Source organism: Arthrobacter sp. EM1 (assembly GCF_029964055.1).
In the GTDB taxonomy this organism is placed as follows: Bacteria; Actinomycetota; Actinomycetes; order Actinomycetales; family Micrococcaceae; genus Arthrobacter.
Genome location: NZ_CP124836.1, coordinates 1259156 through 1277343, shown reverse-complemented (window position 1 = coordinate 1277343; position 18188 = coordinate 1259156). Strand labels below are relative to the sequence as shown.

The 18188-nt window shown below is 65.2% G+C and carries 22 protein-coding genes and 1 riboswitch; of the genes, 12 read left to right on the top strand and 10 right to left on the bottom strand.

The features are described 5' to 3' along the window. Positions 1 to 3: 3 nt before the first annotated feature. Genes QI450_RS05715 through QI450_RS05690 form a run of 6 tightly spaced genes read left to right on the top strand, consistent with a single transcriptional unit; the run spans position 4 to position 5136 of the window. Positions 4 to 753 (top strand): cytochrome c biogenesis protein CcdA, encoded by a 750-nt coding sequence (locus QI450_RS05715; protein ID WP_282468119.1) that lies wholly within the window; start codon positions 4 to 6, stop codon positions 751 to 753. 41 nt (positions 754 to 794) lie between these two features. After that, the gene (locus QI450_RS05710) at positions 795 to 2387 is read left to right on the top strand and encodes a multicopper oxidase family protein (protein WP_226774866.1); all 1593 of its coding nucleotides are present in this window, start codon (positions 795 to 797) and stop codon (positions 2385 to 2387) included. A gap of 12 nt (positions 2388 to 2399) precedes the next feature. Continuing rightward, complete coding sequence (gene lgt, locus QI450_RS05705; RefSeq protein WP_226774865.1) at positions 2400 to 3305, top strand: prolipoprotein diacylglyceryl transferase; 906 nt, start codon at positions 2400 to 2402, stop codon at positions 3303 to 3305. Continuing rightward, positions 3302 to 3937, top strand: coding sequence for a DUF3105 domain-containing protein (locus tag QI450_RS05700; protein ID WP_282468118.1), 636 nt, complete (start codon positions 3302 to 3304; stop codon positions 3935 to 3937). The genes lgt and QI450_RS05700 overlap by 4 nt, the downstream gene beginning before the upstream one ends. A 30-nt stretch (positions 3938 to 3967) precedes the next feature. Then, positions 3968 to 4225: a hypothetical protein gene (locus tag QI450_RS05695; protein ID WP_226774863.1), complete on the top strand. Its 258-nt coding sequence runs from the start codon at positions 3968 to 3970 to the stop codon at positions 4223 to 4225. Positions 4226 to 4227: 2 nt separating this feature from the next. After that, complete coding sequence (locus QI450_RS05690; RefSeq protein WP_226774862.1) at positions 4228 to 5136, top strand: cytochrome c oxidase assembly protein; 909 nt, start codon at positions 4228 to 4230, stop codon at positions 5134 to 5136. 44 nt (positions 5137 to 5180) lie between these two features. Here QI450_RS05690 and QI450_RS05685 read toward each other — a convergent pair whose 3' ends face one another. Then, positions 5181 to 5975, bottom strand: coding sequence for a M23 family metallopeptidase (locus QI450_RS05685; protein WP_282468117.1), 795 nt, complete (start codon positions 5973 to 5975; stop codon positions 5181 to 5183). A 5-nt stretch (positions 5976 to 5980) separates the two neighbouring features. Beyond that, a riboswitch (cyclic di-AMP (ydaO/yuaA leader) is annotated at positions 5981 to 6157 on the bottom strand. A 111-nt stretch (positions 6158 to 6268) separates the two neighbouring features. Here QI450_RS05685 and QI450_RS05680 point away from each other — a divergent pair. Then, positions 6269 to 6928, top strand: coding sequence for a TlpA disulfide reductase family protein (locus QI450_RS05680; RefSeq protein ID WP_226774860.1), 660 nt, complete (start codon positions 6269 to 6271; stop codon positions 6926 to 6928). Positions 6929 to 7105: 177 nt separating this feature from the next. Beyond that, on the top strand, positions 7106 to 7516 hold the full coding sequence (locus QI450_RS05675; protein WP_226774859.1) for a four-helix bundle copper-binding protein: 411 nt from the start codon (positions 7106 to 7108) through the stop codon (positions 7514 to 7516). A 245-nt stretch (positions 7517 to 7761) separates the two neighbouring features. On the opposite strand, the gene QI450_RS05670 is transcribed toward QI450_RS05675, so the two are convergent. Further along, positions 7762 to 8025, bottom strand: coding sequence for a hypothetical protein (locus tag QI450_RS05670; RefSeq protein WP_226774858.1), 264 nt, complete (start codon positions 8023 to 8025; stop codon positions 7762 to 7764). 445 nt (positions 8026 to 8470) lie between these two features. Here QI450_RS05670 and QI450_RS05665 point away from each other — a divergent pair, with 445 nt between their 5' ends. The 4 genes from QI450_RS05665 to QI450_RS05650 all read left to right on the top strand — a co-directional run bounded on the left by QI450_RS05665 (position 8471) and on the right by QI450_RS05650 (position 12048). Next, positions 8471 to 9865, top strand: coding sequence for a peptidoglycan DD-metalloendopeptidase family protein (locus QI450_RS05665; protein WP_226774857.1), 1395 nt, complete (start codon positions 8471 to 8473; stop codon positions 9863 to 9865). Positions 9866 to 9977: 112 nt separating this feature from the next. Further along, complete coding sequence (locus QI450_RS05660; RefSeq protein WP_226774856.1) at positions 9978 to 10145, top strand: hypothetical protein; 168 nt, start codon at positions 9978 to 9980, stop codon at positions 10143 to 10145. Positions 10146 to 10180: 35 nt separating this feature from the next. Beyond that, complete coding sequence (locus tag QI450_RS05655) at positions 10181 to 10678, top strand: hypothetical protein (RefSeq protein ID WP_226774855.1); 498 nt, start codon at positions 10181 to 10183, stop codon at positions 10676 to 10678. Between the two features lie 890 nt (positions 10679 to 11568). Beyond that, positions 11569 to 12048 (top strand): DUF4395 family protein, encoded by a 480-nt coding sequence (locus QI450_RS05650; protein ID WP_226774853.1) that lies wholly within the window; start codon positions 11569 to 11571, stop codon positions 12046 to 12048. Between the two features lie 531 nt (positions 12049 to 12579). Here QI450_RS05650 and QI450_RS05640 read toward each other — a convergent pair. The 8 genes from QI450_RS05640 to QI450_RS05605 all read right to left on the bottom strand — a co-directional run bounded on the left by QI450_RS05640 (position 12580) and on the right by QI450_RS05605 (position 18184). Next, positions 12580 to 13104 carry a sulfocyanin-like copper-binding protein gene (locus QI450_RS05640; RefSeq protein ID WP_226774852.1) on the bottom strand — a complete coding sequence of 175 codons (525 nt, stop codon included), beginning with the start codon at positions 13102 to 13104 and terminating at the stop codon, positions 12580 to 12582. 43 nt (positions 13105 to 13147) lie between these two features. Beyond that, the gene (locus tag QI450_RS05635; protein WP_226774851.1) at positions 13148 to 13405 is read right to left on the bottom strand and encodes an SHOCT domain-containing protein; all 258 of its coding nucleotides are present in this window, start codon (positions 13403 to 13405) and stop codon (positions 13148 to 13150) included. A 194-nt stretch (positions 13406 to 13599) separates the two neighbouring features. Beyond that, positions 13600 to 14010, bottom strand: coding sequence for a DUF302 domain-containing protein (locus tag QI450_RS05630; RefSeq protein ID WP_226774850.1), 411 nt, complete (start codon positions 14008 to 14010; stop codon positions 13600 to 13602). A gap of 54 nt (positions 14011 to 14064) precedes the next feature. Next, positions 14065 to 15528 (bottom strand): multicopper oxidase family protein, encoded by a 1464-nt coding sequence (locus QI450_RS05625; RefSeq protein WP_226774849.1) that lies wholly within the window; start codon positions 15526 to 15528, stop codon positions 14065 to 14067. Next, the gene (locus QI450_RS05620) at positions 15528 to 15800 is read right to left on the bottom strand and encodes an SHOCT domain-containing protein (protein WP_226774848.1); all 273 of its coding nucleotides are present in this window, start codon (positions 15798 to 15800) and stop codon (positions 15528 to 15530) included. The genes QI450_RS05625 and QI450_RS05620 overlap by 1 nt, the downstream gene beginning before the upstream one ends. A gap of 151 nt (positions 15801 to 15951) precedes the next feature. Further along, the gene (locus QI450_RS05615; protein ID WP_226774847.1) at positions 15952 to 16839 is read right to left on the bottom strand and encodes a F510_1955 family glycosylhydrolase; all 888 of its coding nucleotides are present in this window, start codon (positions 16837 to 16839) and stop codon (positions 15952 to 15954) included. 79 nt (positions 16840 to 16918) lie between these two features. After that, positions 16919 to 17530 carry a DUF305 domain-containing protein gene (locus QI450_RS05610; RefSeq protein ID WP_226774846.1) on the bottom strand — a complete coding sequence of 204 codons (612 nt, stop codon included), beginning with the start codon at positions 17528 to 17530 and terminating at the stop codon, positions 16919 to 16921. A gap of 138 nt (positions 17531 to 17668) precedes the next feature. After that, positions 17669 to 18184: a hypothetical protein gene (locus tag QI450_RS05605; RefSeq protein WP_226774845.1), complete on the bottom strand. Its 516-nt coding sequence runs from the start codon at positions 18182 to 18184 to the stop codon at positions 17669 to 17671. Positions 18185 to 18188: the final 4 nt, after the last annotated feature.

Here is an 18188-nt window from a genome sequence, read left to right as displayed (position 1 = left end):
CCGGTGGATATCGGCGGGTACTTCGCATCCACGGTGACCTCCGGGGCCCTGCTTATCGCCATTCCCTTGGCCATGGCGGCAGGGCTGGTGTCATTCCTCTCGCCCTGTATCCTGCCGCTGGTGCCTGGCTACCTGGGCTTCGTGTCCGGACTGACCGACCCGACCCAGCCGCGCAACCGCCGGCGGGTCCTGGCCGGGGTCGGGCTCTTTGTGCTCGGCTTCGCGGTCGTGTTCACCCTTTACGGGGCCGCGTTCGGCGCGATCGGTTCTTGGCTGCTGCGTTTCCAGGATCTGCTGATGCGCGGCCTCGGTGTCGTGGTGATCGTGATGGGACTGGCTCTCTTGGGTATGGTCCCTTGGCTGCAGCAGACCCGCAAGCTCACCCTCGGCCGCAGGACGGGGCTGGCCGGCGCCCCCCTGTTGGGCGTCGTCTTCGGACTCGGCTGGACCCCCTGCATGGGTCCAACGCTCAGTGCTGTTCTGTCCCTGAGCGTCACGACCGCCAGCGCCGGCCGCGGGGCGCTGCTGGCCTTTGCCTACTGCCTGGGCCTGGGCATACCTTTCGCACTTGCCGCCCTGGGCCTGAACTGGGTCAGTACCGCCCTGGCCTTCGTCCGCCGGCACATCCGGGTCGTCAATATAGCCGGTGCCGCCATGCTCATCATCCTGGGCATACTCATGGTGACCGGGCTCTGGGTGAAGTGGATCTATCAGCTCCAGAACCTCTCCGGCACCTTCCTCACCCCCATCTGAAAACTTCAGCCGGCTCACGGCCACTCATTAAGGAATCCAACATGACCACCTACACCCGCCACCACCTTGACCGTCGCCGCTTCCTGGGCCTGTCCATAGCAACAGCCGCCGCCGCGGCCCTTGCCGCGTGTTCGAACACCCAGAGCGCCCCCGCCATGCCCAACAGGATCATGCCCACCGACCCGCTCGTCGCCGAGCACGAAGCCCGCAGGGCGTTCACCGGAAAAACCGTCTCCCAGGCCCTGACCGCCGGATCCGTCCAGGCAACTGTCGCCGGGAAGCCCGTCGCCACATGGGGTTACAACGGAGGAATCAGCGCACCCACCATCCGTGCCACCGCAGGTGACCGGCTCCAGGTTGCGCTGGCCAACCAGCTCAAGGACCCGACGAGTATCCACTGGCACGGACTCGCGCTGCGCAACGACCAGGACGGCGTCCCGGGCGTTACCCAGGACGCCGTCGCGGCCGGCGCCGGGTTCAGCTACGATTTCCGTCTCCCCCACCCCGGCACCTACTGGTACCACTCCCACGTGGAAATGCAGCGCGAACGTGCCCTCTACGGGGCACTGATCATCGAGGACCCGGCAGAAAAACTCGTCTACGACCGGGACTGGGTCATCGTGCTCGACGACTGGATGGACGGCATCACCGGCACCCCGGATGAAGTCCTGAAAGAGCTCTCCGGCGGCATGTCGATGTCTGGGACGTCCATGCCCGGCATGGACAACGGGTCCATGTCCGGGTCCGCGGGCTCAGCGTCTCCCTCCCCCTCCGGCGGATCGATGGGGACGGGGATGAAGCACATGCTGATGGGCTCCCGCAGCGACTTCCTCGGCGGCGACGCCGGGGACGTCAGCTACCCGTTCCACCTCTTCAACGCCAAGGCCCCGGACGAAGCGGAGATCCTGACGGCCACGGCGGGGCAGGTCATCCGGCTGCGGATCATCAATGCCGCAGGAGACACCGCCTACCGCGTCGGAATCCCCGGCCAGAAAATCACCCTCACCCACACCGACGGGTTCCCCGTCCAGCACCAGGACGTCGACGCCGTCGTGCTCGGCATGGGTGAACGCATCGACGCCCTCCTCACCGTCAAAGAAGGGTTCACCCCCGTGATGGCGCTCCCCGAAGGCAAAGCCGGGCAGGGACTGGGCTTCATCAGCACCGGTACCGGCAAACAGCCCCTTCCCGCCACCCTGCCGGGCACGTTGGAGGGCACCGTCGTGGACGGCGGGCAGCTCAAAGCTGACCCCGCCGTCACCCTGGCGGCTAAAACCCCGGACCGCACCCACGAACTCCACCTCACCGGCGGCATGATGAAGTACGACTGGGGCATCAACGGGGCCCGCTTCAACATAGACAAGCCGTTCGAGAACGCTTTTGAGATCAAAGCCGGCGAACGCGTCGCGGTGAAATTTATCAACGACACCGACATGTGGCACCCCATGCACGTCCACGGCCACACGTTCCAGGTCGGGGACGGCGGGGCACGCAAAGACACCGTCATCGTCCGTGCCAAACAGGCCGTCACGGTGATCTTCGACGCCGACAACCCCGGCCAGTGGCTCACCCACTGCCACAACGCTTACCATGCCGAGCGCGGCATGATGGGCGTCTTCTCGTACATCAAATAAGGGACACCGACCATGAACACCCCTGCCGCGACAGAACTATTCTTCCCCTCCCCCGCCGTCAGTGCCTTCCAGCTAGGTCCGCTGACCATACGCTTCTACGCCCTCGCCATCCTGGCCGGCATCGTAGTCGGCGTCTGGCTTACCGCCCGCCGGCTCCGGGCCCGCGGCGGCACCACGTCCCAGACCCTGGACATCGTGGCCTGGGCGGTCCCCTTCGGCATCGTCGGCGGCCGGCTCTACCACGTCATCACCGACAACCAGCTCTACTTCGGACCCGGTAAAGACCCCTGGGGTGCGCTGCGAATCTGGGAAGGCGGCCTCGGAATCTGGGGAGCCGTCGCCCTCGGGCTCGTCGGCGCCGGGATAGGCGCCCGCCGTGCCGGTGTCCCCTTCGCCGCGTTCGCGGACGCGGCCGCCCCGGGGCTGCTCCTGGCCCAGGGTCTGGGCCGCTGGGGCAATTGGTTCAACAACGAACTCTACGGCGGGCCCACGGACCTGCCGTGGAAACTCCAGATCCACGCCATGGACCAAGCCACCGGCCAGGCGCTGACCGGAGCCGACGGCGCTCCGCAGGTCTTGGGATTTTTTGAGCCGACGTTTCTTTACGAATCGCTGTGGTGCCTGGCCGCAGCGTCGCTGCTGATGTTCCTGGACCGGCGCTACACACTCGGTGCCGGATCCGTGTTCGCCCTCTACACCGCCCTCTACACCGCCGGGCGCTTCGCCTTCGAACTGATGCGCTCCGACCCCGCCAACCTGATCCTGGGCCTGCGCGTGAACACGTGGGTCTCCGGGCTGCTCTTCCTCGCCGGCCTGGCACTCTTCCAGAGACTCAGGACCCCTCCCCGCTCCGCCGTCCCACCCGCACCCGTCCTCAGGCAGGACTCTGAGGCGCCCGGCAAAGGAATCCCTGCATGAGTAACGCCAGCAAACGGCCCTCAGAACACCAGGCAATCGTCGCCGCCATCCGCGGCCGGCAGCAAGCTAAACAGCGTCGGTTCAATATCCTCGTCTACGGCGGTTTCGGCCTGGTCCTCGCCGCCATCATCACCGCGGTCGCCGTCGTCGTTGCCGGGTCAGTGCAGCAGCGGAACGCGGCCGCCGAAGCGGCCAAAAGACCCATCGACGGGATCCAGGCCTTCGCCAATCTCTCCCGTAACCACGTCCAGGAGGCCGTCGACTACCCGCAGCAGCCCGGCGTCGGAGGAGACCACTCCTCCGTCTGGACGAACTGCGGCATCTACACCGATCCGGTCAACGAACAGCGCGCCGTCCATTCCCTGGAACACGGGGCCGTCTGGATCACCTACAAGCCCGGGCTGCCGGCGGCCGACGTCGCGAAACTCACCGACCTTGCCAAGGCCAAGCCGTATGTCCTGCTCAGCCCGGACAAAGCCCAGAGCGCCCCGGTCACAGCGACCGCCTGGGGCGCCCAGGTGGTGGTCCAGGACGCCGGGGACCCGCGCATCCCCGCGTTCATTGGCGCGTACGCCCAATCCCCGAAAGCACCGGAACCCGGCGCCGCCTGCACCGGCGGAACCAACGGCTAAGCACGACGCCCGGCACGCAAAGGAAACTCCATGAAGAAGCACCACAAGCCCGAACCCGCGGCGGACCCCGCGTCCTGCTATCGCCGGCACCGGCGGCTCGTCCGGATCGGACAGGTCCTCATGGCCGCCGGCGCACTGGTCGCCATCAGCCACTGGATCGCCCACCTCGCACCCACAGGGCAGGGGCCGGGCATCACCGAGGACATATTCGTTGGCTACCCCACCGGCGGGGTGCTGATCCTCATCGGCGCCGTCATCGCCGGACGCACCGAACCCAAGAAGCGCTGAGCATGCCTCCGTGGGACGTTGTCCTGTCATCGTGGACCCTGAACTGGCCGGCCCTGGCACTCCTGGTCCCCGCCGCCGGGCTGTATGCCCGCGGCCTCCGCGCAGCCAGGCGCCGCGGGATCCACTGGCCGAGGCGGCGGACACTGACCTTCTACGTCCTGGGTCTGGGCAGCTTCGCGGCGCTCAGTTTCGGGTTCACCGGCGTCTACAGCCACGACCTGCGCTGGGTCTTCACCCTTAAGATCACCTCATACCTGTTCATCGTCCCGCTCCTGGTCACCGCGGGCAAACCACTGACCCTTGCCAGGGAAACGCTGGGACCGGCCGGGGCGCGACGGCTCCGGATATTCCTGGGGCACCCGGTGATGCGTTCGCTGAGCAACACCGTCGTGGCCGCGCTGCTGGGTCTGGGAATGTTCGCCCTCTTCCTGACCCCCCTGTTCCATCCCCTAAGAACCGAACCCCTCTGGGACCTCGTCCTGACCGTTCTGGTGCCCCTAACAGGGATGCTGATGGTGGTGCCGATCATCGAAGACCAGTCGGCCAAGGCCGTCAGCGCGCTGATCATCGTCGAATTCATCTACGTGTTCATCGAACTCGTCGCCGATGCCGTGCCCGGGATCCTGATGAGGATCAGTCCACAAATCCTGGACGGGGCAACCCAGGCCCTCACCGGGCATCAGGGCTGGCTTCCCGGACCGCTGCGGGACCAGCAGCTCGCCGGAGACCTGCTGTGGTTCCTGGCCGAAATCGTCGATGTGCCCCTGATCATCCTGATGTTCGTCAGGTTCGCCCGCAGCGACCGGAACGAGGCGACCTCCTTCGACAGCCTCACCAACGAACAGCTCGAGGCGCTGAACCGCGAACACCTCAGTGGTCCGCACGCACCCCGCAGCTGGCGCGATGCGTAGGGCCCTCTGCGCCCCGATTGTCCGGGGAACCGCGGAAAGCCCGCTCAGATGAACGCGGCGGGATTGACCGTCTGGCCGTTGACCATAACCTCGAAATGGAGGTGGCATCCGGTGGAGTTCCCGGTCGTCCCCACACCGGCGATCAGCGCGCCCGCGGTTACGACCTGCCCGACGGAGACACCGATGCTCGCCAGGTGGTTATACGTGGATTTCAAGCCGTTGCCGTGGTCCACAACGATCCTGTTTCCGCCGCCGTACTGGCTCCAACCCGCCTCGAGCACCGTTCCAGCACCGGCGGCGAAGACCGCGGTGGAACACGGCCCGGTTAAGTCGATCCCGGTATGCCACTCACCGGATGCCCCGGTCAGCGGGTTGACCCTGAGACCAAAGGGGGAACTGACATTCACGGAGGACAACGGAGCCCGCAACCCCGTGCCTGGAACGGACGCCGGAGCCGGGCCAGCCCCCGGACCGGTCGTTATCGGAGCCCCGGCCGACTGGGCGATTGGTGCAGGTGAAGCCTTCGGTGCTGGTAAGGAGCGGACGGCGGGCCGTTCAAAGGCGAGGCCGGCGCCTGCGGCCGCCGTGACCGCTGGCTGTTCAGCTGCCGTTGCCGAGGCGGCCGGGCGTTCCCGGGCGGCGTTCAGGCGGTCCGGATCGGCCTGCGCTGCGGAGAGCACCGTCATGGCAATCAGCCCCGTGACTGTCGCGGCGGCGCCAAATCGCTGCCCACGACTTCCCCAGACGGCGGGCGGAAGGACGGCTGCCCTGCGGCGGCGCTTGGCGGGTGAGGACGCGGCAACAGCGCGGCGGCGACCGTGTATACGGTGGGAAGGCAAAACGCGAGTCCTCTCGGCGCCGGCGAAGTTAGCTGTCGGATTCGGACGAGTGTGCTGTCCGGCCCGCTCCGCCAGCCGCCGCCGCACAGGCGTGTACTCACAGAGCCGGCTCAACCCCAAGGCGCACGATGGCGCCGTTGGTGAGTCCTCCGCCCCCGCCAGAAGACTGAAAGTTCATGGACCGCCGGCGGGGCGTGGCGAAGCGGCCTCACGCATACCCGTGAGGGGTATGTATTGCGTCAACCCTATCCGACCTGGCCTCGAAGTTACAATTCCGTTATCAAAGGATAGTCATGCATAAACCAAGCCGCCGGACACCGCCGGCCCCCGCTCCCCGGGCCCTTGAGGCATTGCCGGGTTTCTCCCGGCGCCGCCTTCTTTCATCAGCTCTTCTGGGCGCACTGGCCGCCCCGGTGCTCGTAGGATGCGCCTCCGGGGACCCCCTCGCCCAGCAGGCCAAAGCCGGTGACAACAAAAACTACATCGCCGGGGACGGCTCCGTGACCGAATACGCCGACGCCGAGCGGAAACCACCGGTGGTAGTAACCGGCGAACAGTACGACGGAACGGTCGTTAACTCCGGTGACTGGGCCGGAAAAGTGATCGTCCTGAACTTCTGGTACGCCGCGTGCGCCCCGTGCCGGCTCGAAGCTCCCCGGCTGGAAGCACTCTGGAACGAGTTCCAACCACAGAATGTCCTCTTCTACGGCGTGAACGTCCGCGACGAGGAAGCCGCCGCTGTCGCCTTCGAGCGGACCTTCGGAATCACCTACCCCAGCATGCAGGACAAAAACGGGGGCATCCTGCTGGCCATGACCCAGTACGTACCGCCGCAGGCCGTCCCGACCACCCTCGTCCTCGACAAACAGGGACGGGTCGCCGCCAGGATCCTCGGCCTGGCCGATCAAAGCATCCTCAAATCCCTCATCGCCGCCGCCGTGGCCGGCGGCTAGCCCGGAATCGTTTGCTCCAGGAATGCGGGGGAAGGAAGCGCGTGGGAGATCGGCAGGTCCTGGTGAAGATGTCCGAGTTAGCGGGTCGTTGGCCTCCAAGTGCCGCAGAGTTATTGTGGAGGCGGCGGCCGGCCCCAGCCCGCCGCTCACGTCACCACCAGCGACAGGAGAAGCACAATGAGCCATCACATCAGTGCGATGCTTGAGGCCCACCCGACGGAGCCGGGCTCCATCGAGAGGAACAAACTCGCCGAATGCATCACTGCATGCTTTCAATGTGCCCAGGCCTGTACGGCCTGCGCTGACGCCTGCCTGGGCGAGCACATGGTCGCGGATCTGATCACTTGCATCCGCACGGATCTGGACTGCGCTGACATCTGTGGCGCGACCGGCAGCGTCCTGTCCCGCCAGACAGGAACCAACGAGGGCATCCTCCGAGCGGTTCTTGAGGCCTGCCGTGCTGCCTGCGGCGCCTGCGCCGACGAATGCGAGCGGCACGCGGACATGCACGAGCACTGCAGGATCTGCGCCGAGGCGTGCCGTCGGTGCGAAGCCGCCTGCACAGAACTCCTGGCAGCCCTGGCCTGAGCATCACCGATACGCGCAGAAGTCCGAAAGCATGGCAACCCGCGGGTCTGAACTTTGCGCCCACGACAGATCCGGTCGGAACTTCACCTTCAGCCCGGACAAGGCCAGCGATGCCCGGACAGGGCCGGAGATGAACAAGACTAGCCAGTTCCGGTGTCCCGGTGGTGTTTCCGTGGCCAAATTCGGCTGCCCAAACGTTGGTCTGGAGTAACGCCTGCGCTGGCGGCGTTCACCGGGTGAAGCCCTTAGTCTGCGGTGTCGCCGGCATCTCCGGCGTCACTGAGCTGCCCGCGGTAGCGAACACGCCGGATCCGCCGTGTCATGGACACCATAAGCAGAATGACGGCGGTGACCATGAAGGCCGTCATCACGAAGCCAAGAAGCCCGGGCGTAATCTGGTCAGCAGTCAAGCCAGCACGAAGGCCCCCATCGCCCGGGGACGGCGACGGCGACACAGTCAGGACCGTGAGTCCGCGGGCCAGGAACACGGCCATCAATCTCGACCCCACAGCAGATTGTCTCCCGATGCCGGGTCATGCCAAAAAGCAGGAGCGGGTTGGCGGCGTGTGCGGGTACTTCCAGAGCCGGTGCTCATGACGGAGTGTCCTTGTCGGTTGTAGAGACGTGAATCAGGATCCTGGCTTGTCCCGCTGTCGCCTCCCGGAGAGCCAGCTGGGTTGGGCTCCGGGCATACGGAAACAATACCGGTCAGCCGGCGTGAGCGAGGACGACACAGACAGCGCTACTTCGTTACTGCATCGTAGATGCGCGCCCGCGGGTTCAAAACGGATATGTAGCCTGTCGGCTTACCGCCCGTTCCATGTAGCACTGCCGACCGGAAACGATGGAAGACTCCCCTAGCAACCCCCCGGCGTGTCAGCAGGCACCATTTGCCGGACTGACGCAAAGGTCCCGTATTCTGGGTCGGGTCCCCTGCTGCGAAGGTCATCAAGCATGCGTTCCATCTCCGGAGTTACACCGGGTCCGTCTTCCCTTCCGTCGCTCGGCCCCCGCCGCGTCAGGTTCGCCGTCCGCGTCTTGGCGGCCGGCCTCCTGTTCAGTGCTTTGGGTGGCACGGGGGCGCAGGCTGAAAATCTGCAGGACACGCAGTCTCAGCTGGAGGATCAGGCGGCACAAGTCCAGGAATCGTTGGAGTTCGTGGACTCCTCGCTCGTTGCCACCGCTTCGCAGCTTGCCACCTACCAAGCCCGGAGGCCCGCGGCAGAACAGACGGTCGCCGAAGCGCAGTCCCGGGTGGCAGCCGCGGCCCGTGAAGTCGATGCATATACCCTGCGCATATCCGCCGCCGAACAGACACTGGCCGACATAGACCGCGAACTGGGACAAAGCCGGAAGGCGATGGCGGAGAGTCATAAGATGGTAGGACAGATAGCCACCGATGCCTACAAGCGCGGAGGGGTACCCCAAGACCTCAGCCTCTTCTTCGGCACCGGCGACCTGGCAGAAGCCGCGGACAGTATCAGCCACACCGAACAGGCCCTGAAGGCCCAGAATGCTGCTGTCTCCGAAATCCGGGACAAGAGATCGGTGGATGAGAACTCCCAGAACAGGCTCTCAGCAGTGCGCCAGGAAATTGCGAACCTGAAGCAGCAAGCCGAGACGGCCCTGAAAGCTGAGCAGGCCGCCCGGGCCAAAGCCACCGCCGCCAAAGAAGACCTCGATCAGCTGATTACATCGTCAACGGCATCGGCACAGGATCTAGCCGCCAAGAAACCTCAGATCATGGCCGAACTGGCGTCCGTCAAAGCCCAGCAGCAGGTCATCGCGGCTCAAATTGCCGAAAACCAACGCCGCGAACGCGAAGCCTGGCTGGCCGAACAGGCAGCGCAGGCGCAGGCGCTAGCCCAGGCCCCGAAGGGCCAGAACCCCGCCCAGCCGCAGGCTCCAGCTCCAGGGAATGCTTCATCGTTCGGAATCAGCCGCCCTTTTGGCGCGGGAGTTCCGATCACGTCCGGCTTTGGCTGGCGTGCCACTCCTCCGGGGACGATCGATTTCCTGGGCACGGGCAGTTATCTCCACTCCGGTATTGATTTCGGTGTGGGTTGCGGCACGCCGGTCTATGCTGCGGCCGCCGGAACCGTCACGACTGCCGGCTGGACCAACGGCGGCGGCGGCTTCACCGTCATGGTTTCCCACGGCGTAGTCCAAGGCAACGCACTCACCACGATCCTGTACCACAACAGCAGCGTCACTGTATCGGCCGGGCAGAGGGTGGACAAGGGCCAACTCATTGCCTACTCGGGCAGCAGCGGAAATTCCACGGGATGCCACGCTCACTTCGAAACGTGGCTCAATGGATCGCCTGTGGACCCGCTGGGCCTTCTCTGACCCGTCCCGTGCCCAAAAGCAGCGTTGGCCGGAGACAGCCGGTGACTCACATGCGTGGAGGCCCGGCCGGGCGCTGAAGCGGTGTGCAGGAGCGGCTTGTAAACTGAGGAACATGCCGCTGCCGAAAACCCCGCTCTTCGACCGAGCGGCGACGTCCGGCGGAATCCCGAAGTTCATGGCAGTCAGCATCACAGCCGGCGTCCTCGCCGGGCTGTTCATCGTGGAGGCGGCGATGTGCCGCGTCGAACGGCGGGGGAATGTGGGTGCGGGCCTGACCTGATGTCGGCAGACCCGGACGCGTCATAGGCTATATCTGTGAAAACCGGAGACATCTGGGTCACGGATCCGGCGACCCTGCGCGACGTGGTCCTGGACCGGGGAGCGGTGCACGCGCTGCTCGGAGATTGTACCCCTCTGGAACAGGTGTGGATCCTTTCCCTGCTGGGGCGGGACGAGGAAGCAGTTGCCGCCGGCCTGGCCCTGCTGGCCGCCTCCCCGGACCGGCTCCGGCCGCTGCTCGTACTCGCCAAGACTTATCAGCGCCAGTACCGCTGGCACGATGCGGCGAGACTGCAGGAAGGGGCCCTGCGGCTGACCCGCACGCCTGCTGCAGAAGCCCTCGTCCGCCACCACATCGGCAGACGGCTCTTCGATGAAGCCCGGTACCGTGATGCCGCGGCCGAATTTGAGTGGGCCCAGGATCTCTACCGGGCCGCCGGCCGGGAGCGCCTCGCACGCGACTCCGCGCGGGCCATGGACCGCGCACGCGAAGTTTATGCGCAAGCCGCATTTCCGGACGGCCAGCAAGTGTGAGGATCCGCGGGGGGGGCTGCACCCGGTAAGGCTACCCACGCCGGTAAAGCCCACCCCTGCACGGCCTTTTGCTAAGTTCCAGTCCTCTGATTCACCGGTGGATCCGGGCCCGACAATCCACGCTGTCACGTCGCAACTTCCACTGTCGATTCTTTGCGCGGAACTGAGTTACGCAACGTTCTGAGTATGTAAATCTGATCGGGACCCACTAGGACCGGCTTCAACTGTCGTATTTGCATCTTATGGGCCCGGTCCACGGTGCCCTGTTCGTCGCCTACGTTCTTCTGACCCTATTCCTGTGGCGCAAAAATGGGTGGACCGGCCAGCTGCTGGCCATTGTTCTTATCGATTCGGTGCTGCCGACGGGCGGTTTTTGGGTTGCCAGACGAGCGGATCTGGACGCACGGAGGGTCCCCGTACCGATCCCGTGACTCAGCCAACCCCTGGGTCGTTCGGCAGGCCTCAGCGGGGAAACGTGCACGCTCAGGTCTCTGGCAGGCCGCCCAGGGCGATGTAGATCGGCGGTTGAAATGGCTTGTTCTCTCGCCGGTTTTCGTTAAGGTCGTCTGTAGTGCAGGTATCGAGCGTGCAAATCAGGGATCGGCCGAGTGCCGGTTGCCGGCCGGGCCGAAAATCGTTTCGCAGGCATCCGTAGGCCATCCCGGGAGCGGGATGGCCTACGGGTTCCCCAGACGAAGACGTGTGGGCGGGCGTGCTAACTAAATCCTTCGGCACTTCACCACTGGCTGGAGGCTGGAGGATTCCGCGGGGTGAAGGTCAACGCCGGGACGCACACTCGTGTGACGCCTACAGTAGTCAGCGGGACGTGCGCGCCGGACGCCCGTACCCCGTGATCGACCTGATTCACAACTCCACAAAGGAAATTGAAAATGTCAACACTCACTGAATTCACGAAGACCAACCTGGATAAGCAAGGATTCGGAAATCTGGATGAGGCCGCCAAGTCTTGCTACGCGGGACCCTTACGATTCACACCGGCAGTGGGGACAGCTTTGATCATGGTCGGGTTGGCGTTGCAGTCGCCCGCTTTTCTTGGAGTGGGGGCAATCGTTCCGCTCACGGGGGCGATATTTCCCCGCGGCATGATTCTGGACCTGGTCTACAACCTCGGTGTTCGCCACCTGTTTCATGCGCCGGCTCTTCCGCCCACTCCGAGACCGCGACAGTTTTCGTACCTACTGTCCACCGTGCTCATTGCAGGTTCAGCCTTGTCTTTCTTCAACGGATTGTCAGTGTTGGGATTTGTGCTCGGAGGAATGGTCGCCCTCGGAGGCACAATCCTCACCACCACCCATTGGTGTCTCGGATCGTGGTTCTACAGACTATTCTTCAGTCGCGCGGCCGTTTGAGCTGCTGACCGGGCAGGTTCCGGGACGGGATGCCTGAAGCGCTCAAGGTGATGAACAGGTCGGTAGAAACGCCGAGGGTCACGTGCCTTCGCTGCCCGCCGCATTGGATTCGATGCTGTTCAGCGCTGCCCGCAGCCGGGAATCGGCGTCTGTGGCAACCTCGCGAATTGCCGGGCTGTCACTGAGTTGGACCATAGTCATCGGGTCGATGGCTTGAACGATTGGCTCGCTAACATTGGGGCCGCGGTCGATGAGATGCTCCCGTGGAAGCGGATGGACAACCGCGCGATCGCCATCGCCATTGCGCTGGCCGTGAAATTGCGTGGGCGTCCGTCCTCGCACTCTGATGATGGGGCTGCAAAGCTCCTATCAAGCACCTGGTCCAGCTTCCGAATCGCACGATCTGCCCAGCTCCCGACTGCGGCCGGGCCGAGGCCGTTGTCCTCTTCGCCATTCCTAGACCCCTCGTTCCGGTGTTTCAGTCGAGCCTTCGTGCGCTTTCCGCGGAACGTACGAGCTTCCCGCACGGGGCTAACTGACGGTGAGTTGGGTGTACATGCCGGCGGCGTAGTGGCCCGGGAGGTTGCAGACCAGTTCATAGCGTCCTGGCGGTAGTGTGAGGGTGACCCAGCCTGACGCGCCGGGAAGGATCCCCTGCCCGGTCCCCTCGGCGCAGGTGTTGGACGCTTCCCCGAGGCTGCCGGTCTCATCGATTTTGGCGTCCGCGCCGATCGGGCGGGTGCCGGGGATCTGGCTTTCGGGAAGGGGAAGGATGACGAGTTCGTGGCTGATGGTGCCTGCGTTGGTGGCCAGGAAGGACACCGTGCCGTGGGCCACGGTGTTTCGGTCTGCCGTCATCCGCATGGCGCCGCCCAACATGCCGTTTCGTGGGCCCATCATGGGCCCGCCCATGTTGGTTAGTGAAACGCTGATGACCGGCCCGGGAAGATTCGGCGCCACGCACCGGGCCCGGGACAGAAAACCGGTGCCCCCGGGATTCACAAGACCGCCCACGAGGCCCACCGCCACGAGGGACAGTGCGGTCAGAAGAATCACGGATGCGATTCCGAGGATGATCTGCCGCGGCGGCTCAACGAGTTCAATCCTGGTGCCTGAGCGCCGTGCGCCGGGCAGTGAACTCCTGCTCGTCGATTTCCCCGCGGGCGAAGCGCTCATTGAGAAGACGTTCGGCGTCGTGGTGCGGCGGCCGCTGTGCGGCCGGTCCCTCACCCGGATGGGGACGCCGGAGCAGGAGCACAACGACTGTCACCACCCCGCCCCAGAAAATCAGCATCAACACGGCCATGGCCACCCATGCGCCGATACCCCAGCCATTTCCGTCCCAGCCATACATCATGATCGAACCTCCTGTTGTGAAAACTACGTTGGGCCCGCTTCCCGGAACAGTGCCCAAAGGCCCGGCGGGTGTATGGCGGGTGTATACAGAATGCTTCAGGGGCCGGCGGCGGCAGCCATGCTCCGATGTGCACGCGGACACAATGATCTCTTTTTCGCGTCCCATGAGGCTCCGGTCCGGAGGGCGGCCGGGTCTCAGGCGGTTTGAAGCTCTTTCAGCGCCGCCCGGAGCCGGTCATCGGCTTCGCCGGCGACCAGGGCGACGGCCGGGGCGTCGCTGAGCTTGACCATTGTCTGCGGGTCGATCGTTTGGATGACGGTCTCGTCGGCGTCGCTGCCGCGCCGGATGACGACGTTGCACGGAAGGAGCAGGCCCATGTCCGGTTCCGCGGTGAGAGCGCGCTGGGCCAAGGCGGGATTGCAGACGCCCAGGATGAGGTAGTCGCCCAGGGCCTGTCCGCTCTCCTCCCCGAGCTTGGCCTCCAAGGTTGAGCGGACATCGATCTCGGAGAGGACCCCGAAGCCCTGGCCCTGGAGTGCCTCCCTGGTCCGGCGCACCGCTTCCTCGTACGGCAGGGCGACGGTGATGGTGTGTGCGTAGCTCATGGTTATGCTCCTTCATTGGGTTTCACGGTGAGTCAATGACGCCGAATCGCGGTGTCACCGGGATTCGATGAGGCCCATCATGCCGCTGTCCTCGTGGTCGAGGATATGGCAGTGGTAGACGGTCTTGCCGGTGAAATCATCGAACGCGATTCTGACGCGGACGCTGCTGCGGGCCGGGACGTTGACCACATCCTGCCACTCGGGATCGGCCACGGGCCCGCTGGCCGTTTCGATGATTTGCATGGGCCATACGTGCAGGTGGAAAGGGTGGTCCATGGGGCTGGTGTTCGTCAGCGTCCACTCCTCGAGGGCCCCGGCCGGGACGGTGGTGTCAATCCGGGCCGGGTCGAAAGGTTTGCCGTTAAAGGTGAACCTCATTCCCGACCCCATGCCCATTCCCATTCCCATTGCGAAGGTCAGTTCCCGCCGTGCCGTGACCGCAGCGGACCGCAGGTCCCGGGGTGCAGCCTGGGCTGGGAGCGGCTCCGCGGACGGGGCCGGTTCGCCGCTGACCGAGTAAGTGGCCAGGACGGTCCCGTTGGGGTCGGCCTGGGCCTGTTGGCCTCCGGTGCTGGCGCCCATCATGGATCCTGCGGTTCCCCTGTCCACCGCAAGGGTGCGCAGCACGGCCGTGCCGGAGGCCGCGGTCACGAGGAGGTCGGCCCGGTTCCCGGGAGCCAGCAGCAGCTCCTCAACGTCCCGGGGGTTCTGATAGCGGCCGGAGTCAAGTCCAAGCAGCTGCAGACGCTGACCGTCCAGACGCAGGTTCAGGTACCGGGAGGTGCAGGCGTTGATGATCCTCCACCGCTCGCGTTCTGCCGGGTTGGCCGAAAGTTGCGGGTTTAATTGGCCGTTGACCAGAACCAGGCTGCCTTCCCGGCCCATCATTTTCTCCATCGCCGACACCGCCGCGATGCTTCCGTCGCTGTTCAGCGAGATGTCCGAGATGACCATGACCCGGTCCCGTGAGGTCGGGACAGGGTGCGGGTCCTCGACGATTATGGCACCGTACAGTCCGCCGAATACTTGGTCAGCGACCATGCCATGGTGGTGGGGGTGGTACCAGTACACGCCAGGAGGGTGGTCCTCGGGAAGCCGGTATTCGTAGTCGAAGGACGTCCCGGGGTCAACGGAGAGGAGCACGTTGTCGCTGTTGCCCTGCGGGGAGACGTGCAGGCCGTGGACGTGCACGTTGGTCGGATCCCGCAGGCCGTTCTCCAAGGTCACGTTCACCCGGTCACCGGGCCTCAGGAACATGGTCGGGCCGGGCAGCGACCCGTTGTAGGTCAACGCGGTCGCATTTGTACCGGCGATCCTTGCCTGACCCTGCGCCGCTCTTAGGTGCACCTGGAGCATCCCGTTGCTGCTGCGGAGGACCTCGGGTTCACCGAGGTCCTGCCCGCCCGCCGGCTGGAACCCGGATCCGGAGCCCCACAACAGGCCTGCCGCGCCCGTCAGTGCGGCTGTGGTTCCGGCGCCCCCCAGAATGAGGGCAGTGCGTCGGCGGACAGGCCGCATCAGCTGTCGCCCTTGAGGATTTTGAGACGTTCCTGGTATTCCTCCGCGGTCAGCTCGCCCCTGGCGAAGCGTTCATCCAGGATCTCCCGGGGTGTGCCTCCACTGCCCGCAAGCCCGGCGCCCCTACTGTCCGGGGAGCCCGCGGATCCGACGCGGCGCCCGCCGGCCGAAAAGAACCATATCCCGAGGCCGGCAAGCAGCAGGACCCCGACGATCAGCAGAAGCCAGAACATCCACGCCCAGCCCATGTCAGATCCGTATCCACCCATCATTTACCTGTCTCCTTGTTCCGCGAAACCGGTACTGACCGGCATGCAGTGATATTTATGAGGCTACACCCTCATACCCGTGGGGGTATATTGTTTTGTGTTCTCGTGATGAAGACGCCGAACAGGACCATGACCGGGTCGCGCATCGCTGGGGTCAGGGGGCATTAGCGGGACGGAACGTGATTCCGCTGTCGGTGGAGACGACGAGCCCGCTGGCAGTGGCGGCCCAGATCCAGAGGCCTTCATCCGGGCCTTTCACTGCCGCCACTGCCGCCACTGCCTGGACCGTGTCCTGGATTTTGCCTTTTCGGGTCCAGGTCGCGCCGGCGTCTGCGGAGGTGTGGACTGTCCCGCCGGGTTCGACTCCGACCGCCTCGGCGGGGCTGGCGAAGGCGGCAAACTGGACCACGGGTCCGGAGTCCACCATGGTCCAGGTTTGACCGCCGTCCGTTGAGCGGCGGATCCCTTGCTGGGTGGTGGCCAGTACGGTGTCGCTGGTGGGGTTTCCGGCGAGGACGGCCGGGACGAAATCAGCGGCCACCGTGTTCCAGGTCTTGCCGTCCGGGCTGGTGCGAAGTGCGCCGTCGAAGCCGACGATCCTGGATTTGGTCGCGGTGAGCGCGTGGAAGTCGGATTCACCCTGGCGGGAGAGCGTTTCCCACGTTCTACCGGCGTCGGTGGATCTGATCAGCCCGATCGGGTTGGACAGGTCGGAGCCCTCTCCGGGGTGTCCGGATGCGTAGAGGACGCCGTGGTCCGTGCCGCCTGTGAAACCCATCAGGTCGTTGGTGGCGCCGATTTTGGTGGCGGGTTGTTTCGTGACGTCAAATAGGCCATCGTGCGTGGCCAGCAGCACCTGGCTGGTCTCGCTGTTGACGCTCAGCCCGTGAACATGGGCGTCCGGCAGGCCGGTGCCGGTGCCGGCCGGTGAGGGTGCTGCCGTGCCGGAGGAGGGACTGCACGCCGAGAGGGCAAATATGAGGCTGGCGCCGGCTGCCAGGACGGCTGCGGCGCGGCGCCGGGGACGGGAGGGACGGGGCATGGGGACTCCAGGGATTCAGGTGGGGCATGGCAAGGGCGTTGGCGCCGGCCCGTGAAGGGCCGGCGCCGGAGGACACCGGTCAGAGGGTGGCCAGCAGGTCCTGCATTTCCTTGATTTCCGCTGTCTGGGAGGTCAGGATTGCCTTGCTCAGCTGGATGGCGTCGGGGTTTTTGCCTTGGCTGATTTCAGTCTGGGCCATCGTCACGGCGCCTTGGTGGTGGGCGATCATCCCGCCCAGGAACAGCTTGGCCGCTTCGGTTCCCTGAGCGGCGTCGAGCTTCTTCAAGTCGTCATCGCCCATCATCCCGTCGCCCATGCCATGGCCGGAAGCCATCTGGGCCGGTTCGTTCCAGGTCTTGAGCCAGCCTGTCATCTGCTCGATTTCGGGTGCCTGCGCGGCCTTAATCTTGGTGGCGAGAGCGGTGATCCGGGCATCCATGCCCTGTTTCTTGAGCATCACGTCGCTCATCTCCACGGCCTGGGCGTGATGCGGGATCATCCCTTGGGTGAACATATTGTCCGCCGCGTTGTGTTCCGAGGCAGCCGGGACTGAACTGGAGGACATCCCCATCCCGTTTTGTCCCATGCCCGGCATGGAGCTGGCAGGTGTATTTCCGGAGGTCCCCGCGCAGCCCGATAGGGCTATGACGGCGGCAATTCCAAGGGCAGAAATGGTCAGAGTTTTCTTCATGGAGTTCAAGTCCTTTAATCATCAAATCGTCGTTGTCGCACGACTGCGGATAACACGCCCATCACCGGCCTGAACAGCCGGAAGGTGCGTATCGGGTAAGCGGGGCGCGCCGAGCAGGATACGGCGCAGCTTGGCCGTTTACGTCCGGCTGATGGAAAGTTGGCCCGGAGAAGGACTTCGCGGAATGAACCCGTACCCGGTAGGGGAATCGCCGGTGATGGGCCCGCCGCTGGAAGTCAGGGGCGTTGTGCCCGGCGGCGGAGCTTCCAGTGGCGTGTTCCCGGGAGAGGGGACGCAGTTCCCGCCCATGGCGGAGATCATCGTGCACCCGCCCGTATCGGCGCATGACAGTCCTGGTGCGTGCGTGATACCCGGCGCTGCGGTGGTCCCCGGGACCGCGGTGATGTCCGCGAAGTGGCCGCGGTGCTCCGGGGCCTGCATGTGGGGCAGCGCCGCCCCGGTGTCATGACCGGTGGCCGACGCCGGCATGGCATGGAGCGCCCCGGTGTTATGACCGGTGGCCGGCGCCGGCATGGCGTGCGTGCCGGTCATGATGTGCATCCCCAAAATGCCGGCGACGAGCGCCAGCGTTCCCGCGAGAAGGGCCGCACCTCGGAGAAATGCCGTGGCACGCCGGGCTGAGATGGCGGTCATGGTG